Origin of the sequence: Nonomuraea sp. NPDC049480 (assembly GCF_044465905.1) — a bacterium.
Lineage (GTDB): Bacteria > Actinomycetota > Actinomycetes > Streptosporangiales > Streptosporangiaceae > Nonomuraea.
Map to the genome: position 1 here is coordinate 793,827 of NZ_JBITMD010000001.1, position 23,931 is coordinate 817,757.

Sequence of the window (23,931 nt, forward strand, 5' to 3'; positions counted from 1 at the left end):
TGCCGAAGCGGTTCAGGAGATGCGAAAAAGGGTCACACGGCGGTCCGCGTGACCCTTTCGCCCATATAACTAAACGGCCTGGCGCTTGATCCGTCTGCGCTCCCGCTCGGACAGCCCACCCCAGATGCCGAACCGCTCATCGTGCTCGAGTGCGTATTCGAGGCACTCGGCACGGACCTCGCACGATCGGCAGACCTTCTTGGCCTCTCGGGTGGAGCCGCCCTTCTCCGGGAAGAACGCTTCCGGATCGGTCTGCGCGCAGAGCGCGCGCTCCTGCCAGCCGAGTTCTTCAGCGTCAAGCTGATCCTGTGCGATGACCGGATCGGTCACTGCACACCTCCCTGCCGCCCGCCCGCAATGGAGCCCCCCATGGACGCCTTCCTTATTACCCACCCACTGGAAGGCGTAACAACATGGTTGTAATTACACGCGTGTGCCGTAGCTGACGTCAAGCGGCATGCGGGTATCCGGGGAAAGACCAGGTCTCGCCCCGGTGTGCTTGGCATGTGATGTTCTCGCCCGGCGCGACGGTCTGCGACCGGGCTCGTTCGACCTGTCAGCGGTCGGAACCGTACCAGGGCGGGATAGACGCCCGCCCGTGGCCCACCTTCTCTCTAGCCGTTCATTGCCGGTCCGTTACCTGCGCGGCTCGTTGGGGGTGTATATGGCGGTCGGGTCGATGGGATCGTCTCCCGGCCGGCGCTGGTCGCCGCCGAGAGCGTCCCCTCTCATCGACGACGGGTCGAGCCGCATCGTCGACTCGCCCTGACCGTCGTTCCAGCCGGTGGGAGCCTGGTGGGTCGGCTGGTAGGGGCGCGACTCGTACGCGCTCTGCTGGGGCTCGTACGCGCTCTGCGGGGAGTGGCCGAACAAGTGGTCGTCGTGCGGCCCGGGGCGGCCGGCGTAGTCCGGGACGCGCAGGTCGGGCGCGGTGCCGGCAGCCGATGAATGCTGATACGTCTCCGCCTGCTGGTAGGCGTCCATGAGCTGCTGGGAGCGCGGGTCCACGGGCGGGTCGGGCTCCTGGTACGCGGGGGTGGCGAACTCGGGGCCCGAGTAGACGGCGAACGGGGTGCCGCCCTGCTGCGACTGGTCGAACGCGTTCTGGCCGTAGTACTGCTGCTGCTGTGCGGGCGGCTGGAACGGGACGTCCGGGGAGGTGTCGCCTGTCGGGTATGCCTGGTCGGCGGGGGCGGAGAAGGCGTCCGGGGGTGCGTACGGGTTCGGGCCGGCCTGGCCGTAGAGGCTCGGCTGGCTGTCCGCCGGGACGTACGGGGCCGGCTGGTACTCACTGGCGGGCGGGGTGTTGTACTCCTGCGGCGCCGGGGTGTTGTACTCCTGGGCCGGCGGGGTGTTGTACTCCCGGGCTGCGGGACGATCGACGCTCGGCGCCGTGTCGGCGGGCGTGTAGGTGGACTGCCCGAAGCTCGAATCCTGTCCGAACGCCGGATTCTGCCCGAAACCGGAGTCCTGGCCGAAGCCCTGCGGCTGGTAGGCCCGGTCGGCGGCCTGGGGCTGGAAAGTATGGTCAGTGGGCCGGGGCTGGTAGGCCTGGTCGGGCTGGCCGGGCTGGTACGGCTCCGACTGCTGCGGCTGGGGGTAGCCGGGCTGCGCGGCGGGCTGTTCCGGCTGGCCGAACTGCTGTTGGAGGTCGGTGCCCGACGTGTAGGCGGACTGCTCGGCCTGGCCACCGCCACCGAAACTCGGCGGCTGGTGCCCGTAGGCAGGCGGCTGTTCCGGCTGCCCGGGGGCAACGTGCTGCCCGGACGGCGGCTGCTGGCCGTAGGCGGGCGCGTGCTCGGGCTGCCCCGGGGCCGGCTGCTGCCCGGACGGCGGCTGCTGACCATAGCCGGCAGGGGGCTGCTGCCCGGACGGCGGCTGCTGACCATAGCCGGGAGCGGGCTGCTGCCCGGACGGCGGCTGCTGACCATAGCCGGCAGGGGGCTGCTGCCCGGACGGCGGCTGGTGACCGTAGCCGGGAGCGGGCTGCTGCCCGGACGGAGGCTGCTGACCATAGGCCGCGGGGGGCTGCTGACCGTAGCCGGGAGCGGGCTGCTGACCATAGGCCGCGGGGGGCTGGTCCTGCGGGCCGCCGGCGAAGGGCGGCTGCTGGCCGAACTGGGGGTGCGGGTAAACCTGCGCGGCCGGGCGCTCGGGCATGACCTGCGGGATCAGATACACCAGGGCGATGGCCGTCAGTGCCAGCGTGGGAACCCCCAGCAGCACGAACTCCGCGATCGCGCGGATCTCGCCTCCCGCGAAGAGGCCGAGCAGCAGCGCCAGCATGCCGAACACAGCGCTCAGGAGCAGCCCGCCGGCCGCCACGTACACGATCGGCTTCCCCTTGGGCGACGGCTGCCCGACCTTGGTGACCAGCAGCACGGCCCCTAGCAGCAACGCCGTCACAACCGGGTTCGTCACGTTCGAGAAGTTCGAGCTCGCACGGTCCATGAGGGACGAGCCGGCTGTCCAGCCGATCAGGATGTGCCCGATCCCCAGCAGCACGTTCACCAGCCCGATGACGAGCATGATCCAGGCCGCCGGCTCCCGCAGCCGGGCCACGTCCAATTTGCTCATAACTACCCCCATGGGACCCTTTAGCGCCCGAAGGGAGTTTGCCACATCGTCAACTGGCACGGCGGGAGTCCCAGGAACCCCCTACATCTCAATTCGGCCTATACCGTGCCTTTTGGCCGAGCCCGCTCGGCGGTGCTGCGATGGATGTCCTCGCCACGCTGCGGATCCATCGCAGCGAGTACGTCCTCCCGAGTGGTGAAGACCACTCCCCCGGCAGGCTTGCCGGAGGCCGGTGGAAGACTGGACCGCATGCACATCGTGTCACTCGCCGGCGGCATCGGCGGCGCCCGCTTCCTGCGCGGCCTGCGCGCGACCGAACCAGACGCCACAATCACGGTCATCGGCAACACAGGTGACGACATCACCCTGTTCGGCCTGCGGGTCTCCCCCGACCTCGACACCGTGATGTACACCCTGGGCAACGGCATCGACGAGGAGCAGGGCTGGGGCCGGGCCAAGGAGTCCCACGTCGTCAAGGAGGAACTGGCCGCGTACGGCGCCGAGCCGCAGTGGTTCGGGCTCGGCGACCGCGACTTCGCCACCCACATCCTCCGCTCGCAGATGCTGGAGGCCGGCTACCCGCTCTCCCAGATCACGCAGGCGTTGTGCGCACGGTGGCAGCCGGGTGTGCGGCTGCTGCCGATGAGCGACGACCGCTGCGAGACCCACGTGGTGATCGAGGACGAGCGCGGCAAGCGCGCCGTCCACTTCCAGGAGTGGTGGGTACGCCTGCGCGCCTCCGTCCCGGCGCAGTCGTTCGCGCTGGTGGGAGTGGACAAGGCCAAGCCGGCGCCGGGTGTGCTCGAGGCCGTCGAGCAGGCCGACGTCGTTGTCCTGCCGCCGTCCAACCCGGTCGTGAGCATCGGCACGATCCTCCAGGTCCCGGGCATCCGGGACGCCCTGCTCCCCAAGACCGTGGTCGGTGTCTCGCCGATCATCGGGGACGCGCCGGTGCGGGGCATGGCCGACGCCTGCCTGACGGCCATCGGGGTGGAGACGACGGCCCAGGCCGTGCTGGAGCTGTACGGCTCGGAGCTGATCGACGGCTGGCTGGTGGCCGAGGAGGACGAGGGGGTCGCGCTCGACGGGGTCCGGGTCGTCGCCCGCCCGATCCTCATGCACGACGCGGAGGCCGCCGCCGACATCGCCCGCACAGCCCTCGACCTGGCACTGGAGCTGGCCCGATGACCGCCGCCGAACACCCGGACGCCCCCACCAGCCCGGTCACCCCTCACCGCATCGAGGTGATCGCCGTGGACGGCATCGGCGAAGTGCGCCCCGGGGACGACGTGGCGGGCCTTCTCGCGGAGGCCGGCCTGCGCGACGGCGACATCGTGGTCGTCACCTCCAAGATCGTGAGCAAGGCAGAGGGCCGGATCCGCCAGGCGCCCGACCGCGGCCAGGCGATCGAGGACGAGACCGAGCGCGTGGTCGCCAGGCGCGGCGACACCGTGATCTCCCAGACCCGCCACGGTTTCGTCATGGCCGCCGCCGGGGTCGACGCCTCCAACACCGAGGCCGGCACCGTGCTCCTCCTCCCCGAGGACCCCGACGCCTCGGCCAGGCGCATCAGAGCGGGCCTGGCCGGCAGGGTGGGCGTGATCGTCTCCGACACGTTCGGCCGGCCGTGGCGCAACGGGCTCACGGACGTGGCCATCGGGGTGGCGGGCGTGCGCGCGCTGGACGACTTCCGCGGCACCTCCGACGATTACGGCAACCGGCTCAGCGCCACCGTGACGGCGCTGGCCGACGAGATCGCGGGCGCGGCGGAGCTGGTCAAGGGCAAGCTGGCCGGCGTTCCTGCGGCGATCGTGCGCGGGCTGTCCCATCTGGTGACCGACGATGACGGGCCGGGGGTCAGGCCGCTGGTACGAGCGGCCGACGACGACATGTTCCGCTACGGGTCGCGGGACGTCGTGTTCGCCCGCCGTACGATCAGGGAGTTCTCGGACCGCCCCGTCCATCCTGAGGCGGTGCGCAGGGCGGTGGCGGCGGGCATCGCCGCGCCGGCGCCGCATCACACGACGCCGTGGCGGTTCGTGCTGGTGGAGTCGCCGGAGACGCGGACGAAGCTGCTCGACGCGATGCGCGCGGCGTGGATCGAGGACCTGCGCGGCGACGGGTTCGGTGAGGAGTCGATAGCCAAGCGGATCAGGCGCGGGGACGTGCTGCGCAACGCGCCCTACCTGGTGGTGCCATGCCTGGTGATGGAGGGATCGCACACGTACCGCGACGCGCGGCGCAACGCCTCGGAGCGGGAGATGTTCGTGGTGGCGACCGGGGCCGGGGTGGAGAACTTCCTGATCCAGCTCGCCGTCGAAGGGCTCGGCTCGGCCTGGGTGTCGTCCACGATGTTCTGCCGCCCGGTCGTACGCGAGGTGCTCGATCTGCCCGATTCCTGGGACCCTATGGGCTGCGTGGCCGTGGGACACGCGGCGGCCCCGCCCCGCGACCGGGCGCCCCGCGACCCGGCGGACTTCATCGTGACACGCTGACCGCGTTGCGAAACCACTGTCAACTCGCCATTTACCGTTAGGAAAGTTTCCTTTACATTTGGAGCATCCCCCCATGTAAAGGAGCCGCTTTCATGAGAAGGATGCTCACGTTCGTCGCCGTGGCGGTGATCGCCGTCGCCGCCACGGTCTTCAACACCACCCCGGCGTCAGCGCACGGGTACGTCAACTCGCCGCCGAGCCGGCAGGCCAACTGCGCCCAGGGCAAGGTGCCCGACTGCGGCAACATCGTCTACGAGCCGCAGAGCGTGGAAGGGCCGAAGGGGCTGCGCAGCTGCAACGCCAACCTGCCGCAGTTCGCCCAGCTGAGCGACGAGAGCAAGCCCTGGCCCGTCGCGTCCGTGGGCAGCACGGTGACCTTCACCTGGACGTTCACCGCCAGGCACGCCACGCTCAACTTCCAGTACTACATCGGCAACACCAAGGTGGCGGAGTTCAAGGGCAACGGCCAGCAGCCACCGCCGACGCTCTCGCACCCGGTCAACCTGTCCGGCTACTCCGGCCGCCAGAAGGTCCTGGCCATCTGGAACATCTCCGACACCACCAACGCCTTCTACTCCTGCATCGACCTCCGGATCGGCGGCGGTGGCGGCAACCCGACTCCGACGCCCACCCCGACCGTCACCCCGACGCCCACACCGACCCCGACACCGACCACCACGACCCCGTCGGGCACATGGCGGGCCGGTGTCGCGTACGCGGTCGGCAACACGGTGACCTACAACGGCGCCACCTACCGCTGCATCCAGGCGCACACGTCCCTCACAGGCTGGGAGCCCCCGAACGTCCCGGCCCTGTGGCAGCGGATCTGACCCGCACGGGAAGAAGGGGGCGCTCCGGCGCCCCCTTCTGCCACGCGGGTGGAGTCGCGGAGGGCCTCAGGCCGTGGGTTTGCAGGTGGGGTGGCAGAGGCGGCGCGCCAGGGCCGCGAGGAAGACGTCGATGATCTCCCCAGGCTCCTGGGCCACGTGCAGGGAGCCGTTCGTGGCGCCCGCGATCTGCGACAGCCCCGCCCGGTCCACCCCCGTCCCGAAGGCGATGACGACGATCTGCACCGGCCGGTCCGGCTTCCACTCGCGCCGCAACGTCTCCACGAGCTGCGTCAGGCTGGTGCCCTTGCCGTCGTCCTTGCCCGCCGTGATCACCAGGAGCGAGTTGTTCATGTCCTCCCGGTACACCCCGGTCATCCTGCGGAAGCCGCTGAGTATCGAGTCGTACAGCGAGCTGTCCCGATCGGGGTGGGCGCTGATCGTGGCGGTCATCTCACTCAGCCGGCTCCTGCGGATGACCTGCCCGGTCTCCGGCTCATTGATCGGCCCGAGCCCGACGCGTTCCTGGTAGCCCCTGATCCGGCCCAGCCCGTCGGCGAACTCCCACAGCCCCATCTGCGTGGAGTCGGGGAAGAGCTGCAGCCCGATCTTGGCCGCCTCCAGCGCCACCCGGACCCGGGTGCTGCCCTTCAGCGGCTCGGCCATGTGCTTGGAGGTGTCGGCCAGGACGAGGATGTTGGTCGGCGGCGCCAGCCGGCTCCAGGCGCGCAGGGCCTCGTCGATGTCCTGCTGCGACACCGACGACCGGGTCTTCGGGGCCGCGGTGGGGATCTGGGGCGCCGGCGAGAGCGGCCCCTGGGCGCCGTCGCCCGACCGGAACCCGGCCCGCCGCACGATCTGCTGCGCCTGCGATCCCTTCAGCCACTCGGCGAAGATCGTGGACGCCTCGGCCACGGCGGGGTCGGCGGCGGTGACGACGTACGGGTAGTCGAGGTTGATCGTGCCCTCGCGCGGATGCAGCGCCACGACCGGGTCGGGGGACGGGCGCAGGTTGTGGTTCCACACCGACTGCTCGGGGACGATGACCACCGGCCGCTGCCAGAACGCGCGGTCGTCGACCGCGTCCAGCATGCTGCGGTAGTCGGGCGCCGAGCCGGCCTGCGCCCACCGGACGAACGCGGTCAGCGCCTTGTCCGCCTCCTGCCCGGTGCCGACGACGTCCCTGGCGGCGGCCACGGTGGCGATGCCGGCACCGGCCAGCGAGGGATCCGGCACGCGTACGACGTCGGGCTCGTTCGAGGTCGGCGTCAGCCGCCCGCGCACGGTGGCGGGGAAGACCATCCGCCAGTTCATCTCGGTCTTGCCCACGGAGAAGCGCTGCGCCAGCGACGAGCGGGTGGCGAACACCAGCGGCGACGTCGCCACCACGGTCTCACCTGCGGGCAGCGCACGGGCACCCTGCTGGCGGGCCAGCCTGATCCAGGCCGACGAGTCGGCGATCCAGCCGTCGGGCCGTTCGCGCAGCACGCCCGCCCGGTCGCCGATCAGCGTGCGCAGGACGGTGGCCGGCGGTTGCTCGGTCACCTGGACCAGCACGCACCGGCGGCCCACCGACGCCTTCGTCTCGTTGAAGCGCCCCGCGGCCTCCATGACCGCGGGCGCCACGTCGACCGCCGCCGCCACGTCGACCAGAACAGGCTCTCGTGTGGAGCACAGTGTGCCGAACCCGCCGAACACCACGACGAGGGCGCCGGCGGCGATGGCCACGGCCGCGAGCCCCGCCAGCATGCCGCGCTGGAGCGCCTTCCTGCGTCGCTGCTCAGCGGGCAGCGCGGCGCGGTGTCGACCCAACCGCACGGTGAACCTCTCTCCAGGGGAGTGACGATTCTCCCAGCCTCTTCCCCAGCGGGCGCAAGGCGTTGTTAGAACATGTTACAACTACGCCATCGGCAGCACCCGCCGGACGCTCTTGCACACGCCGTCACTGGCCAGCGAGGCCTGGAGTCGTTCCGCGGAGGGAGTGCCGTACTCGGTGGTGCGCTGCCTGACCGGCCGGCCGCTGATCTCGACCATCGCGCGCAGTTCGCCGATGGTCTTGTACGAGCCGTTCTCCGAGCCCGCCATCCTGCTGATCGTCTCCTCCATCAGCGTGCCGCCGAGGTCGTTCACGCCGCCCTGGAGCACCTGGCGGCACAGGTCGTCGCGGAGCTTCACCCAGGAGCACTGGATGTTCTTGATCGCGCCGTGGAGCAGGATCCTGGCCAGCGCGTGCACGGCCCGGTTCTCGGGGGCGGTGGGGCCGGGGCGGGACACGCCCGCCAGGTAGATCGGGGCGCTGGTGTGCACGAACGGCAGCAGCACGAACTCCGAGAACCCGCCGGTCTCCTCCTGCAGGCGCCTGATCAGCTTGATGTGCCTGACCCAGTGCAGGTGGGTGTCGACGTGGCCGTACATCATGGTGGAGGTCGTGGGGATCCCGACCTTGTGCGCTGTCGTGATCACCTCGATCCACTCCTTCGTGGGCAGCTTGCCCTTGGTCAGCACCCAGCGCACGTCGTCGTCGAGGATCTCCGCCGCCGTCCCGGGGATCGAGTCGAGGCCGGCCTCCTTGGCCGCCTCCAGCCAGTCCCGGATGGAGAGGTTCGTCCGGCTCGCCCCGTTGATCACCTCCATCGGGGAGAACGCGTGCACGTGCATGTCCGGGGTCCTGGCCTTCACCGCCCTGGCGATGTCGAAGTACGCGGTCCCGGGCAGGTCGGGGTGGATGCCGCCCTGCATGCACACCTCGGTCGCCCCGGCCTCCCACGCCTCCTGCGCCCGGTCGGCCACCTGGTCGAGGCTCAGCGTGTACGCGTCGGCGTCGGTCCGTCGCTGGGCGAACGCGCAGAACCGGCAGCCGGTGTAGCAGACGTTGGTGAAGTTGATGTTCCTGTTGACGACGTACGTCACATCGTCGCCCACGGCATCCTGGCGCAGGGCGTCGGCGATGGCGGCCAGCTCGTCGAGTGCCTCCCCTTCGGCGCCGAGCAACGCCACGGCCTCGTCATCGGTGAGCCCGGCGGGGTCCGACTCCGCCCGCCTCAGCGCCTGCCGCACGTCGCCCGGGGTGGTGGGGAAGGTCACGCCGAGACGGTCCTTCAGGGCGTCCCAGTCGCCGTACACGTGGTCGAAGTCATCCCGCCGGTCGTTCGTCCGCCCCGAGGTGTCCACCTCGACATGCAGATCGACGCGCCCCGACGGAGCGAACCCGCCGTCGGGCTCCTGCCACGGCCGGCCCTCCAGCACCGCGTCCTCGCGGGCCAGCCCCGTCTCGGGGTCCATCAGGGCGGCCACGTGGGCGGTCAGACGCGGGTCCAGCCAAGGCTCCCCGGCAAGCACGTACTCCGGATAGATCGTCAGCCGCTCCCGCAGCCGGAACCCGGCCTCGCTCGTACGGGCCGCCAGATCGTCGATCTGCGGCCACGGCCGCTCCGGGTTCACGTGGTCGGGGGTCAGCGGCGACACGCCGCCCCAATCGTCGATCCCGGCGCGGATCATGAGCTCGTACTCGGCGTCCACCAGGTTCGGCGGCGCCTGGAGCCGGACGCGCGGGCCGAGGACGAGGCGCGCCACGGCGATGGTGGCGGCCAGCTCCTGCAGGTCGGCGTCGGGCAGCCCGCGCATGGCCGTGTCCGGCTTGGCGCGGAAGTTCTGGACGATGACCTCCTGGATCCCGCCGTACTCGCGGGCCACCCGCCGGATCGCGAAGATCGACTCGGCCCGGTCCTGGACGGTCTCCCCGATCCCGATCAAGATCCCCGTCGTGAACGGCACGTTCGTCCGCCCCGCGTCCTCCAGCACGCGCAGCCGCACCGCCGGGTCCTTGTCCGGCGAGCCGTAGTGGGGCTGCCCCTTCTCCTCGAACAACCGCCGCGACGTCGTCTCCAGCATCATCCCCATGGACGGCGCCACCGGCTTCAGCCGCTGCAGGTCACGCCAGCTCAGCACCCCCGGGTTGAGGTGCGGCAGCAACCCGGTCTCCTCCAGCACCCTGATCGCCATGGCCCGCACATAGGACAGCGTGTCGTCGTAGCCGTGCGCGTCCAGCCACTCGCGGGCCTGATGCCAGCGGTCCTCGGGCCGGTCCCCCAGCGTGAACAGCGCCTCCTTGCACCCCATCGCCGCCCCCTGCCGGGCGATCTCCAGCACCTCGTCGGGGCTCAGGAACGGCGAGTCCAGCTTGTGCGGCGCGGTCGCGAACGTGCAGTAGCCGCACCGGTCCCGGCACAACCTGGTCAGCGGGATGAACACCTTCCTGCTGTAGGTGATCACCCCGGTCCGGCCGGCGGCCTCCAGGCCGGCGTCGCGGACACGGGAGGCGTGTTCCAGGAGGGAGTCGAGGTGGTCACCACGGGCGTGCAACAGTACGGTCGCCTCGGTGACGTCGAGGGTCTTGCCGTCGCGGGCGCGGGCGAGAGCGCGGCGCAACGCGGAATCACTGACCAGATCCATGAAGGCACAGTACGACGGCCTGGGTTCACCGCTTGCACCCAGGGGCCCCGGAGTCAGAAGGACCGGTAGTCGCGGACCGGCATCCGGGGACCCCGCGCCGGCGGGCGCAGCCCCGAGAGCCAGACGAGCACCGTCGCACGGTGCCGATGTCCCTGGTACGGCTCCAGCAGCCGCAGCATCCCGGGATCGTCGGTCTTCTCCCCCGTCAGAGCGTAGCCGACGAGCTTGGCCAGGTGGAAGTCGCCCACGCTCACGGCGTCCGGATCACCGAACGCGCGCTGGCGCACCTCGGCCGACGTCCACACCCCGATCCCGGGCAGGGCCCGCAGCAGCCGGTCGAGCTCCTGCGTGGTCGCGGCGGCCTCCAGCTTGTCGGCGTGCCAGGCGGCGTTCGCGATGGTCCTGGCGCGTACGGCCTCGGCGCCCGAGCGGTGCCAGTGCCAGATCGGGATCTGCCGCCACACCGCCGCCTCGGGGATCACCCGCATGCCCTCGGGCGCCGGGCCCGGCGCGGGCTCGCCGTACCGGGTGAGCAGCCACTTCCAGGCCCGCCACGCCTCCCGGCCGACGACCTTCTGCTCCAGCACGGCAGGTACGAGGGCCTCCATGACGCGGCCCGTCCTGCCGATCCGCAGCCCCGGATGTTTCCGGGCAACGTCCACCAGGACCTCATGTTTAACGGCAAATCCGGAAATGTCATCGTCGGCCCCGAGCAGCGCCGGCAGCGACTCCAGGGCCCACTCCGCCCCCGGGCCCCACGCCTGCCCGTGCACGCAGCCGTCCTTGACGCCCACTCTGAGCGTGCACGGCCCGCCGGGCGTCCTGGTGGTGCGCCACACGGCCCCGTCGGGGGTCTGACGCCAGGCAGGATCGCCGCCGCCGCGCCGGTGGGGCAGCAACGCCAGCCCCACGTCCAGCGGCCCTTCGGGCGTCCACCTGCGCTCCCTCACCGATCCAGTGTGCACCACTCGCTCACGCGTTCGGTACGAGAGGCCGGGAGAGCGTCGGACGCCGCCGGAATCCGGGAGGACGTGGGACGTCGCCGGAATCCGGGACAACGTCAGACGTCGCTGGAATACCGCATCGCACGCTCGGGCAACTCGATCCCGGGCCAGATCCGCACGCCGTTCTGCAGCTCGTTGCCGGGTCCCACGATGGCTCCGTCGCCGATCACGGCGTCGCGCACCACGGTGCCCACGCAGACCCGCGCTCCCTTGCCGACCACGGAGTCCGTCACGGACGCGCCCGCCTCGACGACGCAGTCGTCGCTCAGCACCGAGCCGGCCACCGAGGCCCCGGCCTCGACGACCGCCCGCGCGCCGACGGTCGTTCCGCCCAGGACCTTGGCCTCCGGCGACACCCGGGCTCCGGGGAGCGCCAGGTATTCGCCCGTCGGCCCCGGCAGCGCGGGCGAGTGCAGCCGTCCGAGCACCAGGTCACGCGAGCCCTGGACGAACGCGGCAGGGGTGCCGACGTCGAGCCAGTAGGTGCGGTCGGCGTACCCGAGCACGAGCTCGCCCGACTCGATCAGCCCGGGGAACGTCTGCCGCTCCACGGACACGACCTCGCCCTCCGGGATCGTGTCGATCACTGACCGGGTGAAGACGTAGCAGCCGGCGTTGATCCGGTTGGTCACCGGTTGGGGGGTCTTCTCCAGGAAGGCCGTGACCCGCCCGCTCTCGTCAGTCGGCACGCATCCGAATCGAGTGGGATCGTCCACTTCTGTCAAATGGAGCGTTACAGAGGCCTGCCGTGCGAGGTGCATGCGCACTTGGTGGCCGATGTCATGTCCAGAGAGAATGTCCCCGTTCAGGATGAGTACGGGGTCGGACGGGCCGGACGTGAGCGCCTCGGCGGCGTTGCGGATCGCCCCGCCGGTGCCGAGCGGGGTCTCCTCCGTGATGTATTCGAGAGAGAGCCCGAACGCCGCCCCGTCGCCGAAGGCGGGCTCGAACATGGCCGCCTTGTACGAGGTCGCGAACACGATCCGGCGCACGCCGAACGATCGCGCGCGAGCGAGTTGGTGGGCCAGGAACGGCACTCCCGCAGTCGGCAGCAGCGGCTTGGGCGTGCCCAGTGTCAGCGGACGCAGGCGCGTGCCCTGCCCCCCGACCAGGAGGATCGCCTCGAGGTCTGGCAAAGAGCTCTCCATCACTTCGTGAGGTTACCGAACTATTCGATTGCGCGTTGATAGGAGCTGAGGTGCGCCTCGGCCGAGGCGTCCCACGTGAACTCGCGTGCTCTCGCCAGCCCGGCCTCCTGCAGTTGCCGTCTCCGTTCGGAGGAGGCGAGCAGATGACCGAGCGCCGCGGCGATGCTGTCGGCGTCCGGCTCAGTGTAGGCCACGGCGTCGCCGCCCACCTCGGGGAGAGAGCTGCGATGGGTGGTCAGCACGGGGGCGCCGCAGGCCATGGCCTCCAGCACGGGCAGCCCGAACCCCTCGCCGCGCGAAGGGAAGGCCACCACGAGCGCCCCGCCGAGGAATCCGGGCAGGTCGGGCGCCCGCAGGTAGCCGGGCCGCACGACCCTGACCGTGGCCTCGACCTCCCGGCAGGCGGCGTCGACGTCGTCCTCGTGCACGCCGCCGCCGATCACCAGCGCCGGCGGCTTCTCCAGCCGCTTCACGGCGGCGGCGAAGCCGCGGATGAGGTTGGGCACGTTCTTCCGGGGATCGAGGTTGCCCAGGAACGCCACATAAGGCTGTCCGTGCAACCCGCAGCGCAGGGCGGCCCGGCGGATCTCCTCCTCGCTCGGCGGGTGGAACTGCGCCAGGTCGACGCCGTGGTAGGCGACGTCGATGCGAGTGGGGTCGGCGGAGAGCACGCGGATGAGCTCGTCCCTGGTCGCCTTGGACGGGACGATCACGCGCCGCGCGTGGCGTACGGCGGTGCGGGTGGCCGAGCGGAAGAACGACGCCCGCGGGCTGTGCTGGTCGGGCTCGGTGAACCAGGTGGTGTCGTGCACCGTCACGACGGTCGGCAGACCGGAGCTGAGCGGGATGGAGTAGTAGGGAGCGTGGATCACATCGGCGCCGACCTGACGGGCGAGCAGCGGTAATCCGGTCTGCTCCCAGGCGAGCCTGGCCGCTCTGTTGGTGATCTCGACGGGACCGGGAATGATGTCGGCGGACGGCGCCAGCTGCCGGTATCGCTCCGCTTCGGCCCGCTGGCAGACGACGGCGAGATCGGCGCCGGCGCGGTGGAGCGCCGCCACGAGACCGTCCACGTATCTGATCAACGCGCCGCGGTCCGCGGGCACGGCCGCCGCATCAACGAGCACACGAGGCATACGAAGATCTTCTCCCCTCAAGATCAACGTGGGACTCGGCGTCCCCCTCTGAACTTCACCCTACGACCAGCCTCCCCTAAATCGTGGTCCAAATCACATCGAGGTGCGACGCGCCGCAATTCCCGCCAGGCCAGCACAGATCAGATCCCCCACGATGATGACAATCCTGGACGAAAGGGCGACCGCAATTGCGGAGCCCTGGTCAAGCTGGGGCGCCAGCACCGCCACCATGGCGAGCTCCCGCACGCCCGCGCCCGCCGGGACGACGAAGGTCATGATGCCCAGGCACCACGACAGCGCGAAGGCCCCGACGGCGAACAGCAGGCCGCCCTGCGGGGCGACGAAGTAGAGGTGCACGCCGTACGCGGTCCAGCCGGCCAGCGCCCAGCCGAGCGCGGTGAACATGCCGCGGCGGGTGAGCGGGCGTTCGAGCGGCTCCCGCTTGAGCCTGCGCAGCCCGAACGTGATCAGGGCGTTGATGACCTTGGGTTCCAGGAGGACCAGCAGGAGCGGGATGAGCAGCAGCAGCCAGCCGTACCGGTCCCAGCCGAGCGTCCCGAGCGTGACCAGCAGTCCGGTGGCGAGCTGGATGGGCATCATCAGGAAGAACGCCGCCGCGCTGCGCGAGCGCGGCACGCCGAGGTCGCGGCCCATCTCCATCTGGGCGAGCATGGGCCAGACGGCGCCGGGGATGTACTTGCCGAGCTGGCCCACGAAGAACACCTTGGCCGCCGGTCTGAGCGGCAGCGGCGAGCCGAGGTCGGCCAGCAGGGTGCGCCAGGTGAGCATGGCCCCGAGCAACGCGGCGACCACCGCGACCAGGGACGCGGCCAGCGCGCCCCACGACAGCCTGGCGAACCCGGCGACCACGGCGTCCCACTGCTTCGCCACCGCCCACGCGCCGAACCCGAGCGCGACCAGCAGGAAGGCGACCCGGAGGAGTTTGCGCGCGGTGCGGGGCCGTCGCACGGTGTCCTGGTTCACAGGGGCCGGACCCGTTCGGGGGGCTGCGGCAGCGCCGCGCCCACCGGACGCTTGGGGGTCTTGGTGGCCACCCACAGGTACGTCGGCACCACGGGAAGCAGCAGCTTGAGCACCTCGCGCGGCGTCCTGGCCAGCACGGCCTTGACCACCTTCCCCAGCAGGCCGGGGAACAGCTCCCCTCCGGCGAACGTCGTCGGCGTGGCCAGCACGGGGAAGGTGTAGTCCCACACGTGGAAGGCCCGCAGCATCTTCCGCAGCCCGCGCCGCGTCCTGAACCGCTCGTAGTAATGATCGGCCCGCCCGAACGCCCGTACGTACCGGTCGGCCAGCGCGGGCGGCAGATAGGACAGGAAGGGCAGCTTGTAGTGCGGCTCCATCACCCCGAGCCGGTTGCCCAGCCCCAGATAGAGCACGCCGTCGTCGGACAGCACCCGGCGCATCTCGGCCACCACCGCGTCCGGGTCCACCACATGCTCGTAAATGTGGTTGAACACCAGCACGTCGATCGACCCGTCGGGGAACGGCAGCGCGGTCCCGTCACCGCACACGAACGCCACCCGCTCGCCGAACCGGTCGGCCGCCTTGCGCAGCCCCGGCACGTCGATGTCGATGCCCAGCGTGTGCTTGGCCCCGGCCCGAGCCAGCTCATCGGCGATGAAGCCGGCCGAGCAGCCCACGTCGCCCACGGTCAGCCCGCCGAGCGGCCCGTGGAAGTGCTCCAGCACAGCGATGATCTTCGCCGCCTTCCGCCGCCGTTTCTCCTCGTCGAGCATGGCGGACTGGAATTCCGAGTATTCGAGCTGCGCGACCCTTTGCTTCCCCACGGAGCCCCACAGTACCCACCTCAGCGCCGATACGGCGCCCCGCTGCGCCGGCGCACTCGTCTCGGGCGTCGTCTGGCTCTGGCAGGCAAACCGCGCGTAACCTGAGCCAATGCTCCGTCGGCTGCTGCGCATCGCCCTCGCCCTGCTCGCTGTCGGTTTCCTCGGGTACGGCCTGGCCAGGAACTGGGAGGAGACCACCGGCGCCGTGGCCGCGATGTCGCCGTGGGCGGTGCTCGGGGCGTTCGTCGCGGTGCTGCTGGGCCAGTTCTGCATGCTGGTGGCCTGGCGCGAGATCCTGGCGGGGCTCGGCACGCGGGTGCCGCTGCGGATCGCCGGGCGGATCATGTTCGTGGGGCAGCTGGGCAAATACATCCCGGGCGCGGTGTGGGCGTACGCGGCGATGATGGACCTGGGCCGCGACCACGGCAGCCCGCCGCGGCGCACGTTCGCGACGATCTCGCTCGGGCTGGTGATCAACATCGGGGTCGCGATCTCGATCGCCGCGGCCACTCTCTGGACACTGGACGCGGTGCGGCAGGCCTGGTACCTGGTGCTGCTCGTGCCGGCGATCATCGTATGCCTGCATCCCAAGGTGCTCACCTGGGGTCTCAACCTGGCGCTGCGCATCGCGCGCAAGGAGCCGCTGGAGAGCGTGCTGCCCGGCCGTACCGTGGTGGTCGCGGTGGCGTGGACCGCGCTCGGCTGGTTCGTGTACGGGGTCCACATCTGGCTGCTCGGCGGACGCCCGGACCTCTACATCGTCGCGACCGGCGCGTACGCGTTCGCGTGGGCGACCGGGATCCTCACGGTCGTGGTGCCGGCGGGCGTCGGGATCAGGGAGGGCGCGCTCGTGCTCGTACTGGGCCCGATCCTGGGCACCCCGGCGGCACTGGCGGTGGCGATCGTGTCGCGGCTGGCGTTCACGCTGGCGGACGCGGCCGCGGCGGGCATCTCGTTCCTGCTGGGCCGTCAGGCGTCGAGGAGCGTCCCCGCGTACGCCGACCAGAACGGCTCGGGATCGACCGCCTTGACGCCCGACCGCAACCTCTCGGGCTCGCCCGAGGCGTAGAAACGCTCGATCGCGTCCCGGAGCGCGCCGGCGTCGCCCGGCTCGACGAGCAGCCCGTCCACGCCGTCGGTGACGTGGTCGGCGAGCGCGCCCACCCGGGTCGCGATCACCGGGACACCGTGCTCGTGGCCGAGCCAGACGTTCTGGCTGGCGGTCGCGTTGCGGTAGGGCAGCACGAGCGCGTCCGCGGCGGCGAACAGCTTCGGCACGTCCTCGGCGGCCACGTAGCCGGGCCGCAGCTCCACCCGGCCGGCGATGCCCAGCTCGTCGATCAGCGCCTTCGTCTCGTCCAGCCCGCCCCAGAACTCCCCGGCCACGGTCAGCGAGACCCCCTCGGGCAGCGCCCTGAGCAGCAGGTCGAGCCCCTTGTACGGCCGGACGATGCCGAAGAACAGCAGCCGCCGGTGCACTTGCGAAGACCGCTCGGCCGTGGTGGAGGGCAGGTGCGGCGGCAGCGCCGCCACGCTCACCGGCCTGTCCGTGAGCCCTCTGGCGAGCCCGGCCTGCTGCTCGGAGTGGACCAGTACGCCGTCGATCCGCTTGAGCAGGGCCTTCATGAGTGGCTCGTCGTAGGGCTTGCGCTCATGGGGCAACACGTTGTGGCAGAGAGCGATTGTCCTGACTTTTCGCCCGATCCCGTACAAGATCCCCAAATAGGCGGGGACCTGCACCGGGCTCAGCACCGCCAGCACCACCAGGTCGGCCGACCGCAGCCGCCGCCCGGCCGCCACCCACCCGTCCGGCCGGCGCCAGTCGAGCCTGCGCACGGTCCTCGGATAGGGCGTGCCCTCGGGCGCGGAGATCGTCTGCTGCCCCGGATAGAGGAACGACGGATACTGCGCCCGCCACGACTCGATCACCACGTCGTGCCCGAGCGCCGACAGGCGGTGCGCCAGCTCGGTGGTGTGCTGCGCCCCGCCGCCCTTGTACGGATAGGTCGGCCCGACGATCGCGATCCGCACGCGCCTACTCTCCCCGCGAGCGCACGATCAGGTCGGCCAGCAGTGCCACGGACCCGATCAGCATCCCGGACAGGAAGATCATCACGGTGTTGGCCGGGAAGTAGAACGGGTGCTGGATCATGTCCCAGACGCCCTTCACGAACCCGATGCCGACCAGCCAGAGCGCGGGCGGCATGAGCACCTTGAGCGGGTTGAAGTACATGATCATCCGCAGCACCTGGAGGATGTAGCGGTAGGCGTCCGACACGAAGCTGAACTTCGACTTGCCGGCCCGCTTGGCGTAGTCGATCGGCAGGTAGTAGATGTCGTGCTGGTTGGACAGGAACGACAGCGTGATCGTCGTCACACACGAGAACCCGGGCGGCAGCAGCCGCAGGTAGGGCTTGGCGACTGTACGGCGGAAGGCCCGCAGCCCCGAGTTGAGGTCCGGGATCTTCTGCCCGGCCAGCTTCTCCGCGACCTTGCGGATCACGAACTTGGCGGGGACCCGCAGCAGCTTGTGCGAGCCCTCCTCGCTGGTGCGCGCGCCGACCACCTGGTCGACCGTCTGGTCCTTGTCCAGGATCTGCACCAGCTCGGGAATGCGCTCGTTGGGGTAGGTCATGTCGGCGTCGGTCCACACGACGATCTCGCCTTTGGCCTCCTGCGTGCCGATGCGCCGCACGGTGCCGGCGCCGCCGTTGCGGTGGAAGGCGCGCACGCGCAGGTGCGGATAGCTGGGCGCGGCCTCCTGGAGCCGGGCCAGCGTCAGGTCGGTCGAGCAGTCGTCGATGGCCACGAGCTCGTACGTGTAGCCGCTTGAGTCCATGGCCTGCGTGATGCGCTCGACTTCGTCGATGACGTGATCCTGCTCGTTGTAGCAGGGCAGGACGATGGTGACGTACGGCGCTTCTTCCACGGCAGGTCCACTCTTGGGGGTCTCAAGCGTGCTCACGGGGGTCGAGGTTACTCTGCCCACCTTAAGGCCGACTCCACATCGAGTCAGATCCGTTCACCGTGTCACGGCCATCCACACCTCTATCCCCAGCCCCCACGTGCCGTTCGGCGGGTCGACGAGCGAGCGCTCGTCCTGGCGGGTGACCAGCGCCATGACCTGCGTCGCCGGCCCGTACGGCGAGACCTGCCCGGCCTCGGCGCCCAGCACGACGGGGACGCGGCCGGCCGCGCGCACGCGCGCGATCAGGCGGCGCACCTCCGGCTCGGGCGCGATGTCCGAATCGGCGACCCGCTCGACCTGCGCCGCCGGGCGGCCGCACATGCCGCGGACGAGCTGGGTGAACCGATCCCCGGTGACGCGCTCCACGATCAGCACGGACGCCTGGGGCGGGATCTTGGCGCACATCGCCTCGACGGCCACCGCCTCGCCGCGCTCGACCGGGGTGAACGCGGTTCCGATCGAGGTCACGGCAGGTGGCACCAGCACGAGCAGGACGGCGACGGCCGCCACCCAGCGCCGCTTCGGGAGCTCGCGCAGCGCGTACGCGGCGAGCAGGATCAATCCCGGGATCACGATGGGGACGAGGCGGCGGGCGGCCCAGGGGTGGTCGGGCGTGATCTCGGGCCGCAGCAGCGTCGTGACGGTTGTCCAGCCGATCACCGCCAGCGGCAGCAGCCAGGCGAACGGCGTGCCGTCGCGCAGCAGCCTGCGGACGAGCAGGGCGGCCGCGATCGTGGCCAGCACGACCACGGGGAGGCCGACGTACCAGGCGACCCAGTGCAGGGAGTCCTCGAAGTAGAGCCGGGTGCCGTCCAGGGGCAGGCCGTTGGCTCCCTGGATCTGCTCGATCATCGTGAACGTGCGCCGGTCGTCCTCATTGGCGGGGTCGCGGGTCACCGTCTGGAACCACGGGCGCGCGTAGAGCCCGGCCATGAGCAGCGCGACCAGCCCCGCTCCAGCCGCGGGAGCCCATGTCGGCGGCCGGAGCCTGACAAGGACGGGAGCGGCGGCCGTGCCGATCGCCATGAGCACGAGGACGGCCGCGCAAATGAGCAGCAACGGCCGGACCGAGCTCGACAAATACGACAGGTAGGGGCGGGCGAGCAGGTAGGCCGCCAGCATCCCCAGCCCGGCCCCTGCCGCCAGCCCGGCCAGCATCGGCAACCCGAGCGCGCCCTGCGGCCTGCCGAAGCGCCGCATCGCGATCAGCAGGCCCGCGAACGCCAGCACCGGTAGCACGTCCCGCAGCCCGTCCACCCGGACCAGCACGGCCAGCCCGAACACCAAGCCCGCCGGCAGCCCGCGCCACCACCCCGGCCGCTCCAGCGCGTCGTGCGTCAGCGCCAGGCCTCCGAACAGCAGGATCAGCGACGGGATCTCGCTGAACGTGGTGCGCGAGGTGTAGAGAATCGGCAGGCTCACCGCGAACGTCACCGCCGCGAGCACCGCCCAGCGCGCCCCCGCCAGCCGCGCCACCACCCCGGCCACCGTGAGCACGGCGAGCGCGCCCAGCACGGGCGGCACCGCGAACGGCACGCCGAGCCAGGAGCCGATCGCGAACAACATCGGCGGACCCGGCATGAACTGCGGCGTCACCGCCCCGGCGGCCTCGTAGAACCCGACGCTGCCGAAGGCCAGCGCGGGGTCGGGGCCGCCGAACGCCTGCGCCTGGACGGTGATCGGCAGGGAGCCGTGGCCGGCGATCCAGGCGGTGTACTGGGCGTAGGTGGCGGGGTCGCGGCGGACGATCAGCTGCTCGCTGTGCATGACCGCGTTGAACACGCCCGACGCCACCGCCACCGCCACCACCCCGGCGGCCTGCCACGGCGTGGCCTCGATCCCCTTGCCGAGCCGCCGCGTCCCCGCCCAGCACAGCAGCGCGGCGGCGGGCAGCCCGAGCAGGACGGCGGGCAGCGGAGCGAACCGGCCGAGCAGCAGCAACGGCAGCCCCGCCAGCAGCCAGCCCGCCACGGCCAGCGGCGGGACCAGCGAGAGCGCGGCCAGCACGCGGCCGGATCGATCGAGTTCCATCGGTGAGCGAGCGTATCCAACCTCACCCGGTCACGGAGTCGGCCACCGGCCGACGTGTGGGCACGGGCGCAGCCAGGTCGGCGGTGCGGGCGCCGCGGCCGGGGGGCCCGCGCGCGAGAGGCCGTGGCGCGGGTGACGGGTGAGCGCGGGTAGCGTACCGACGTGCCGGAGAAGCGGGAGAGCGTGCGGGTGACGTCGGAGGCTCGCGCGGACGAGCCCGCGGAGCAGAGCCGGGGCAGGCGCCCCCGGGAGCTGGGTGCCGTGGCGCGCCGGCACAAATGGTTCCTCATGGTGCTCGCCCTCGGAACGGCCCTGCGCGCCCTCGCCGTGCTCGGCTACCGCCCGGCTCTGTGGTTCCCCGACTCCTACACCTACATCGTCACCGTCTTCAAACCGAAGCCCGACCTGGTGCGCCCGGCGGGCTACTCGATGTTCGTCAAGCTGCTGGAGCCGTTCCACTCCTTCGCCGCGGTGACGGTGGCGCAGCACCTGCTCGGCCTGGCCACCGGCGTGCTGATCTACCGGGTCGCGCGCAAGGCCCCCAGGTGGGCGGCGACGCTGGCCACGGTGCCCGTGCTGCTCGACGCCTACCAGATCGAGCTCGAGCACCTGCTGGTCTCCGACACGCTGTTCATGTTCCTGATCGTGTCGGCCGTCGCGCTGTGCACCACGAGCCGGACGAGCACGGTGGCCGCCATCGGGCTGCTGCTGGCCGCGGCCACCCTGACCAGGACCGTCGGTCAGCCGCTCATCGTGTTGCTCGCGGCCTGGTTCCTGGTCCGGCGGCGGATCGGCCGGGCCGGGGTGCTGCTGGCGGCGGCCCTGGTGCCGATCGTCGCGTACGGCGCCTGGTTCTATGTCACCTACCAGCGCGTCGGCCTGATCGGCGCGAACGGCGCCTTCCTGTACGCCCGCACGATGTCGTTCGCCGACTGCGCGAAGATGGACCCGCCGCCGGATCTGAAGGTCCTGTGCGATCCACGCCCGCCCGAGCAGCGCCCGCCGTCCCAGGAGTACATCTGGGCCAAGGACGCCCCCCTGGTGCTGCTGCCCGGCATCACGTTCACCAAGGAGACCGACGACCTGGCTGCCAGGTTCGCGACGCTGGCGATCACGAAGCAGCCGCTCGACTACGCCGCCTCGGTCCTGACCGAGCTCGGCCGCACGTTCCGCTGGGACCGCCCGGTCTATCCGGACCAGGAAATCTACGGCTACTACCAATTCCCGGTAACTCCGCCCGGACCACCTGGGCGCTATCCCGCGCAGGTCGGCGCCGATTATGCCAAGCTCTACGAGCAAGGTGCGATCGGCACGGAGATCGTCGAGCCCTACGCCGGATGGCTGAGGGCCTACCAGAGCATGGCGCGGCTACCCGGCCCGCTGCTCCTGGGGGTCCTTCTGGTGCCTCCCGTAGCGGCCGTCATGCGCAGGCGTAAGGCAGGGCGCCGCGCGGATGCTCCGGCCTGGCCGGTGCCTTGGGCGGCAGCCATCGTGCTGTTGGTCACACCGGCCGCGGCTGCGGAGTTCGACTATCGGTACGTTTTGCCGGCCGTACCCCTGGCCTGTCTTGCCGCGGCCCTCAGCATCAGGCCTGACCTGTGTCGTCAGTCAGGGAGCAAGAATGAGTTTGGCGATGATATTCCACCCAATGTCCGGCTCTGAGTATGCTTGCCCGCGGAAACATCACGCCCGGGTCACGGTCGTTTCCGGCGGTCGTCGCACCGGACACGCGGAACGTGACCTAGTCTCGTGGCGCGGAACGACCAAGCCGGCGCGCGGAGCGCGAGGTACGAGGCTAGGGGGCGTATGACTGACTACAGGAGCGTGCCGGTAGTCGACGTGGCGCAGGATCGCAGGGGCGCTCCGACCCAGCCCGGCAGCAGGATGGCGCGCAGGGCTGCCGGGGCCGCACCGCCGCCTCCGCCTCCGCCCGACGGCCGGCCGCCGCACGGCCACCGCAACGGCGGCGGCGGCCAGGGCAAGATGCGGGTGCTGGCCTGGATCAGCATCGGCGTCACGTCGGTCATGGTCGCGGGCTCGCTGACCGCCTACACCGTCTACCGCGACGCCTTCGGCAACATCACCCAGAAGAGCGTCAAAGAGGACATCATCAACCCGCGCCCCCCGGACACGGGCGCCCTGAACGTGCTGCTCGTCGGCTCCGACACCCGCGCGGGCGCGGGCAACGCGAAGTACGGGCAGCAACTGGCCAGGGAGAAGGACGCGGGCGGCAAGCGCACCGACACGATCATCCTGCTGCACATCTCGCCCAACCGCGACAAGGCGCAGCTGGTCAGCTTCCCGCGCGACTCCATGGTGCAGATCCCCAAGTGCAAGAACGAGACCACCAAGCAGGAGATGCCGGCCCAGCGCAACATGATCAACTCGGCGTACAGCTCGGGCGGCATCGCCTGCACGATCTCCACGATCGAGACCCTCACCCAGATCCGCATCAACCACTTCGTGGAGGTGGACTTCAGCGGCTTCAAGAACATCGTCGACGCGCTCGGCGGCATCGAGATCTGCCTGAAGTCCGGCGTCAACGACAAGGCCTCCAAGCTGGTCCTGCCGCCCGGCAAGAGCCTGCTCAACGGCGAGAAGGCACTCGGGTACGTACGCCTGCGCAAGTACGGCAACGGCAGCGACATCCAGCGCATCAGGCGCCAGCAGATCTTCCTGAGCAAGGTCATCGCCAAGGCCACCAGCAACGACCTGCTCACCGACGTGGGCAAGCTGCGGGACTTCGTGGCCGCCGCGGCCGGCTCCGTCACCATGGACCCCGAGCTGGCCAACGACACCGAGCGGCTCATCGAGATCGCCATGAGCGCCAAGCAGCTGACGGCCAACGGCGTGCAGCTCACGACGGTGCCGTGGGCGCCGGACCCCGCGGACGAGAACCGCGTGGTCTGGACGGGCGACGCCACCAAGCTGTTCACCGCGATCAGGACCGACACCGAGGTCGCCGCCCCGGCGCCGTCGGCCAGTGCGAGTGCCGAACCCAAGGTCACCGTCAAGCCGGAGCAGGTCAAGGTCCAGGTGCTCAACGGCACCAAGGCCGTGGGCAAGGCCAAGGAGGTCGCCGACCAGCTCGCCGAGCAGGGCTTCAACGTCATAGGCGTGGGCAACTACGAGGCGCCCGACGGCGCGAGCGTGGCGAAGAGCGAGATCCACTACGCCAAGACGATCACCTCGGCGCCCGACCACGCCGGCACCCTGGCCGGCGCGGTCCTGCCCAAGCCGACCTCGGCGGCGGGCAAGGTCAAGGCGATCAACCCGACGGCGTACGCCAACCCGGCCGTCACCGCGGGGGCCGCGCCGAGCGGCACTCCGGTGATCCAGCTCGTCGTGGGCGAGGACTTCGACTCGGTCAAGGTGACCAAGCTGCCCGACAGCGTGAAGAACAACACGATCACCGCGTCCGAGCAGAAGAACGCGTGCACCTGAGACTCCAAGTTCCCTGTGTAACAGGGCATTCTGGACGTCCT

18 protein-coding genes are annotated in these 23,931 nt (G+C 70.8%); 6 read left to right on the forward strand and 12 right to left on the reverse strand.

What is annotated here, in order from left to right; all coding sequences use genetic code 11:
- Positions 1-69 precede the first annotated feature (69 nt).
- Both ACIBX3_RS03705 and ACIBX3_RS03710 read right to left on the reverse strand, forming a co-directional pair.
- Positions 70-330 carry a WhiB family transcriptional regulator gene (locus ACIBX3_RS03705; RefSeq protein WP_020546325.1) on the reverse strand — a complete coding sequence of 87 codons (261 nt, stop codon included), beginning with the start codon at positions 328-330 and terminating at the stop codon, positions 70-72.
- A gap of 306 nt (positions 331-636) precedes the next feature.
- Entirely contained in the window at positions 637-2,577 is a 1,941-nt protein-coding gene (locus ACIBX3_RS03710; RefSeq protein ID WP_397112710.1) for a hypothetical protein, read from the reverse strand.
- A 249-nt stretch (positions 2,578-2,826) separates the two neighbouring features.
- Here ACIBX3_RS03710 and cofD point away from each other — a divergent pair, with 249 nt between their 5' ends.
- From cofD to ACIBX3_RS03725, 3 genes are all read left to right on the forward strand, one after another.
- Complete coding sequence (gene cofD / locus ACIBX3_RS03715; protein ID WP_397112712.1) at positions 2,827-3,765, forward strand: 2-phospho-L-lactate transferase; 939 nt, start codon at positions 2,827-2,829, stop codon at positions 3,763-3,765.
- Entirely contained in the window at positions 3,762-5,072 is a 1,311-nt protein-coding gene (locus ACIBX3_RS03720) for a coenzyme F420-0:L-glutamate ligase (protein WP_397112714.1), read from the forward strand. Before cofD ends, ACIBX3_RS03720 begins: the two co-directional genes overlap by 4 nt.
- 92 nt (positions 5,073-5,164) lie before the next feature.
- Positions 5,165-5,902, forward strand: coding sequence for a lytic polysaccharide monooxygenase (locus ACIBX3_RS03725; protein ID WP_397112716.1), 738 nt, complete (start codon positions 5,165-5,167; stop codon positions 5,900-5,902).
- Between the two features lie 66 nt (positions 5,903-5,968).
- On the opposite strand, the gene ACIBX3_RS03730 is transcribed toward ACIBX3_RS03725, so the two are convergent.
- From ACIBX3_RS03730 to ACIBX3_RS03760, 7 genes are all read right to left on the reverse strand, one after another.
- A complete protein-coding gene (locus ACIBX3_RS03730; RefSeq protein ID WP_397112718.1) occupies positions 5,969-7,717 on the reverse strand; it encodes a substrate-binding and VWA domain-containing protein in 1,749 nt (582 codons plus the stop codon).
- 81 nt (positions 7,718-7,798) lie between these two features.
- Positions 7,799-10,351 carry a bifunctional FO biosynthesis protein CofGH gene (locus ACIBX3_RS03735; RefSeq protein WP_397112720.1) on the reverse strand — a complete coding sequence of 851 codons (2,553 nt, stop codon included), beginning with the start codon at positions 10,349-10,351 and terminating at the stop codon, positions 7,799-7,801.
- Positions 10,352-10,404: 53 nt separating this feature from the next.
- Positions 10,405-11,301, reverse strand: coding sequence for a DNA-3-methyladenine glycosylase family protein (locus ACIBX3_RS03740; protein WP_397112722.1), 897 nt, complete (start codon positions 11,299-11,301; stop codon positions 10,405-10,407).
- A 110-nt stretch (positions 11,302-11,411) separates the two neighbouring features.
- Positions 11,412-12,503, reverse strand: a complete 1,092-nt coding sequence (locus ACIBX3_RS03745) for a sugar phosphate nucleotidyltransferase (protein ID WP_397113385.1) — start codon at positions 12,501-12,503, stop codon at positions 11,412-11,414.
- Positions 12,504-12,523: 20 nt separating this feature from the next.
- Positions 12,524-13,639 carry a glycosyltransferase family 4 protein gene (locus ACIBX3_RS03750; RefSeq protein ID WP_397112724.1) on the reverse strand — a complete coding sequence of 372 codons (1,116 nt, stop codon included), beginning with the start codon at positions 13,637-13,639 and terminating at the stop codon, positions 12,524-12,526.
- A gap of 93 nt (positions 13,640-13,732) precedes the next feature.
- Positions 13,733-14,608: a lysylphosphatidylglycerol synthase domain-containing protein gene (locus tag ACIBX3_RS03755; RefSeq protein WP_397112726.1), complete on the reverse strand. Its 876-nt coding sequence runs from the start codon at positions 14,606-14,608 to the stop codon at positions 13,733-13,735.
- An 11-nt stretch (positions 14,609-14,619) separates the two neighbouring features.
- The gene (locus ACIBX3_RS03760) at positions 14,620-15,447 is read right to left on the reverse strand and encodes a methyltransferase domain-containing protein (RefSeq protein ID WP_397112728.1); all 828 of its coding nucleotides are present in this window, start codon (positions 15,445-15,447) and stop codon (positions 14,620-14,622) included.
- Between the two features lie 109 nt (positions 15,448-15,556).
- Here ACIBX3_RS03760 and ACIBX3_RS03765 point away from each other — a divergent pair, with 109 nt between their 5' ends.
- The gene (locus tag ACIBX3_RS03765; RefSeq protein WP_397112730.1) at positions 15,557-16,516 is read left to right on the forward strand and encodes a YbhN family protein; all 960 of its coding nucleotides are present in this window, start codon (positions 15,557-15,559) and stop codon (positions 16,514-16,516) included.
- Here the strand turns inward: ACIBX3_RS03765 and ACIBX3_RS03770 are convergent.
- Genes ACIBX3_RS03770 through ACIBX3_RS03780 form a run of 3 tightly spaced genes read right to left on the reverse strand, consistent with a single transcriptional unit; the run spans position 16,417 to position 20,446 of the window.
- Positions 16,417-17,478, reverse strand: coding sequence for a glycosyltransferase family 4 protein (locus ACIBX3_RS03770; RefSeq protein ID WP_397112732.1), 1,062 nt, complete (start codon positions 17,476-17,478; stop codon positions 16,417-16,419). The two genes, ACIBX3_RS03765 and ACIBX3_RS03770, sit on opposite strands and share 100 nt — an antisense overlap.
- Positions 17,479-17,482: 4 nt before the next feature.
- The gene (locus tag ACIBX3_RS03775) at positions 17,483-18,412 is read right to left on the reverse strand and encodes a glycosyltransferase family 2 protein (protein ID WP_397112734.1); all 930 of its coding nucleotides are present in this window, start codon (positions 18,410-18,412) and stop codon (positions 17,483-17,485) included.
- 57 nt (positions 18,413-18,469) lie between these two features.
- Positions 18,470-20,446, reverse strand: coding sequence for a hypothetical protein (locus ACIBX3_RS03780; protein ID WP_397112736.1), 1,977 nt, complete (start codon positions 20,444-20,446; stop codon positions 18,470-18,472).
- 162 nt (positions 20,447-20,608) lie between these two features.
- Here ACIBX3_RS03780 and ACIBX3_RS03785 point away from each other — a divergent pair, with 162 nt between their 5' ends.
- Positions 20,609-22,108, forward strand: a complete 1,500-nt coding sequence (locus tag ACIBX3_RS03785; protein ID WP_397112738.1) for a hypothetical protein — start codon at positions 20,609-20,611, stop codon at positions 22,106-22,108.
- Positions 22,109-22,252: 144 nt separating this feature from the next.
- Positions 22,253-23,890: an LCP family protein gene (locus ACIBX3_RS03790; protein ID WP_397112740.1), complete on the forward strand. Its 1,638-nt coding sequence runs from the start codon at positions 22,253-22,255 to the stop codon at positions 23,888-23,890.
- Positions 23,891-23,931: the final 41 nt, after the last annotated feature.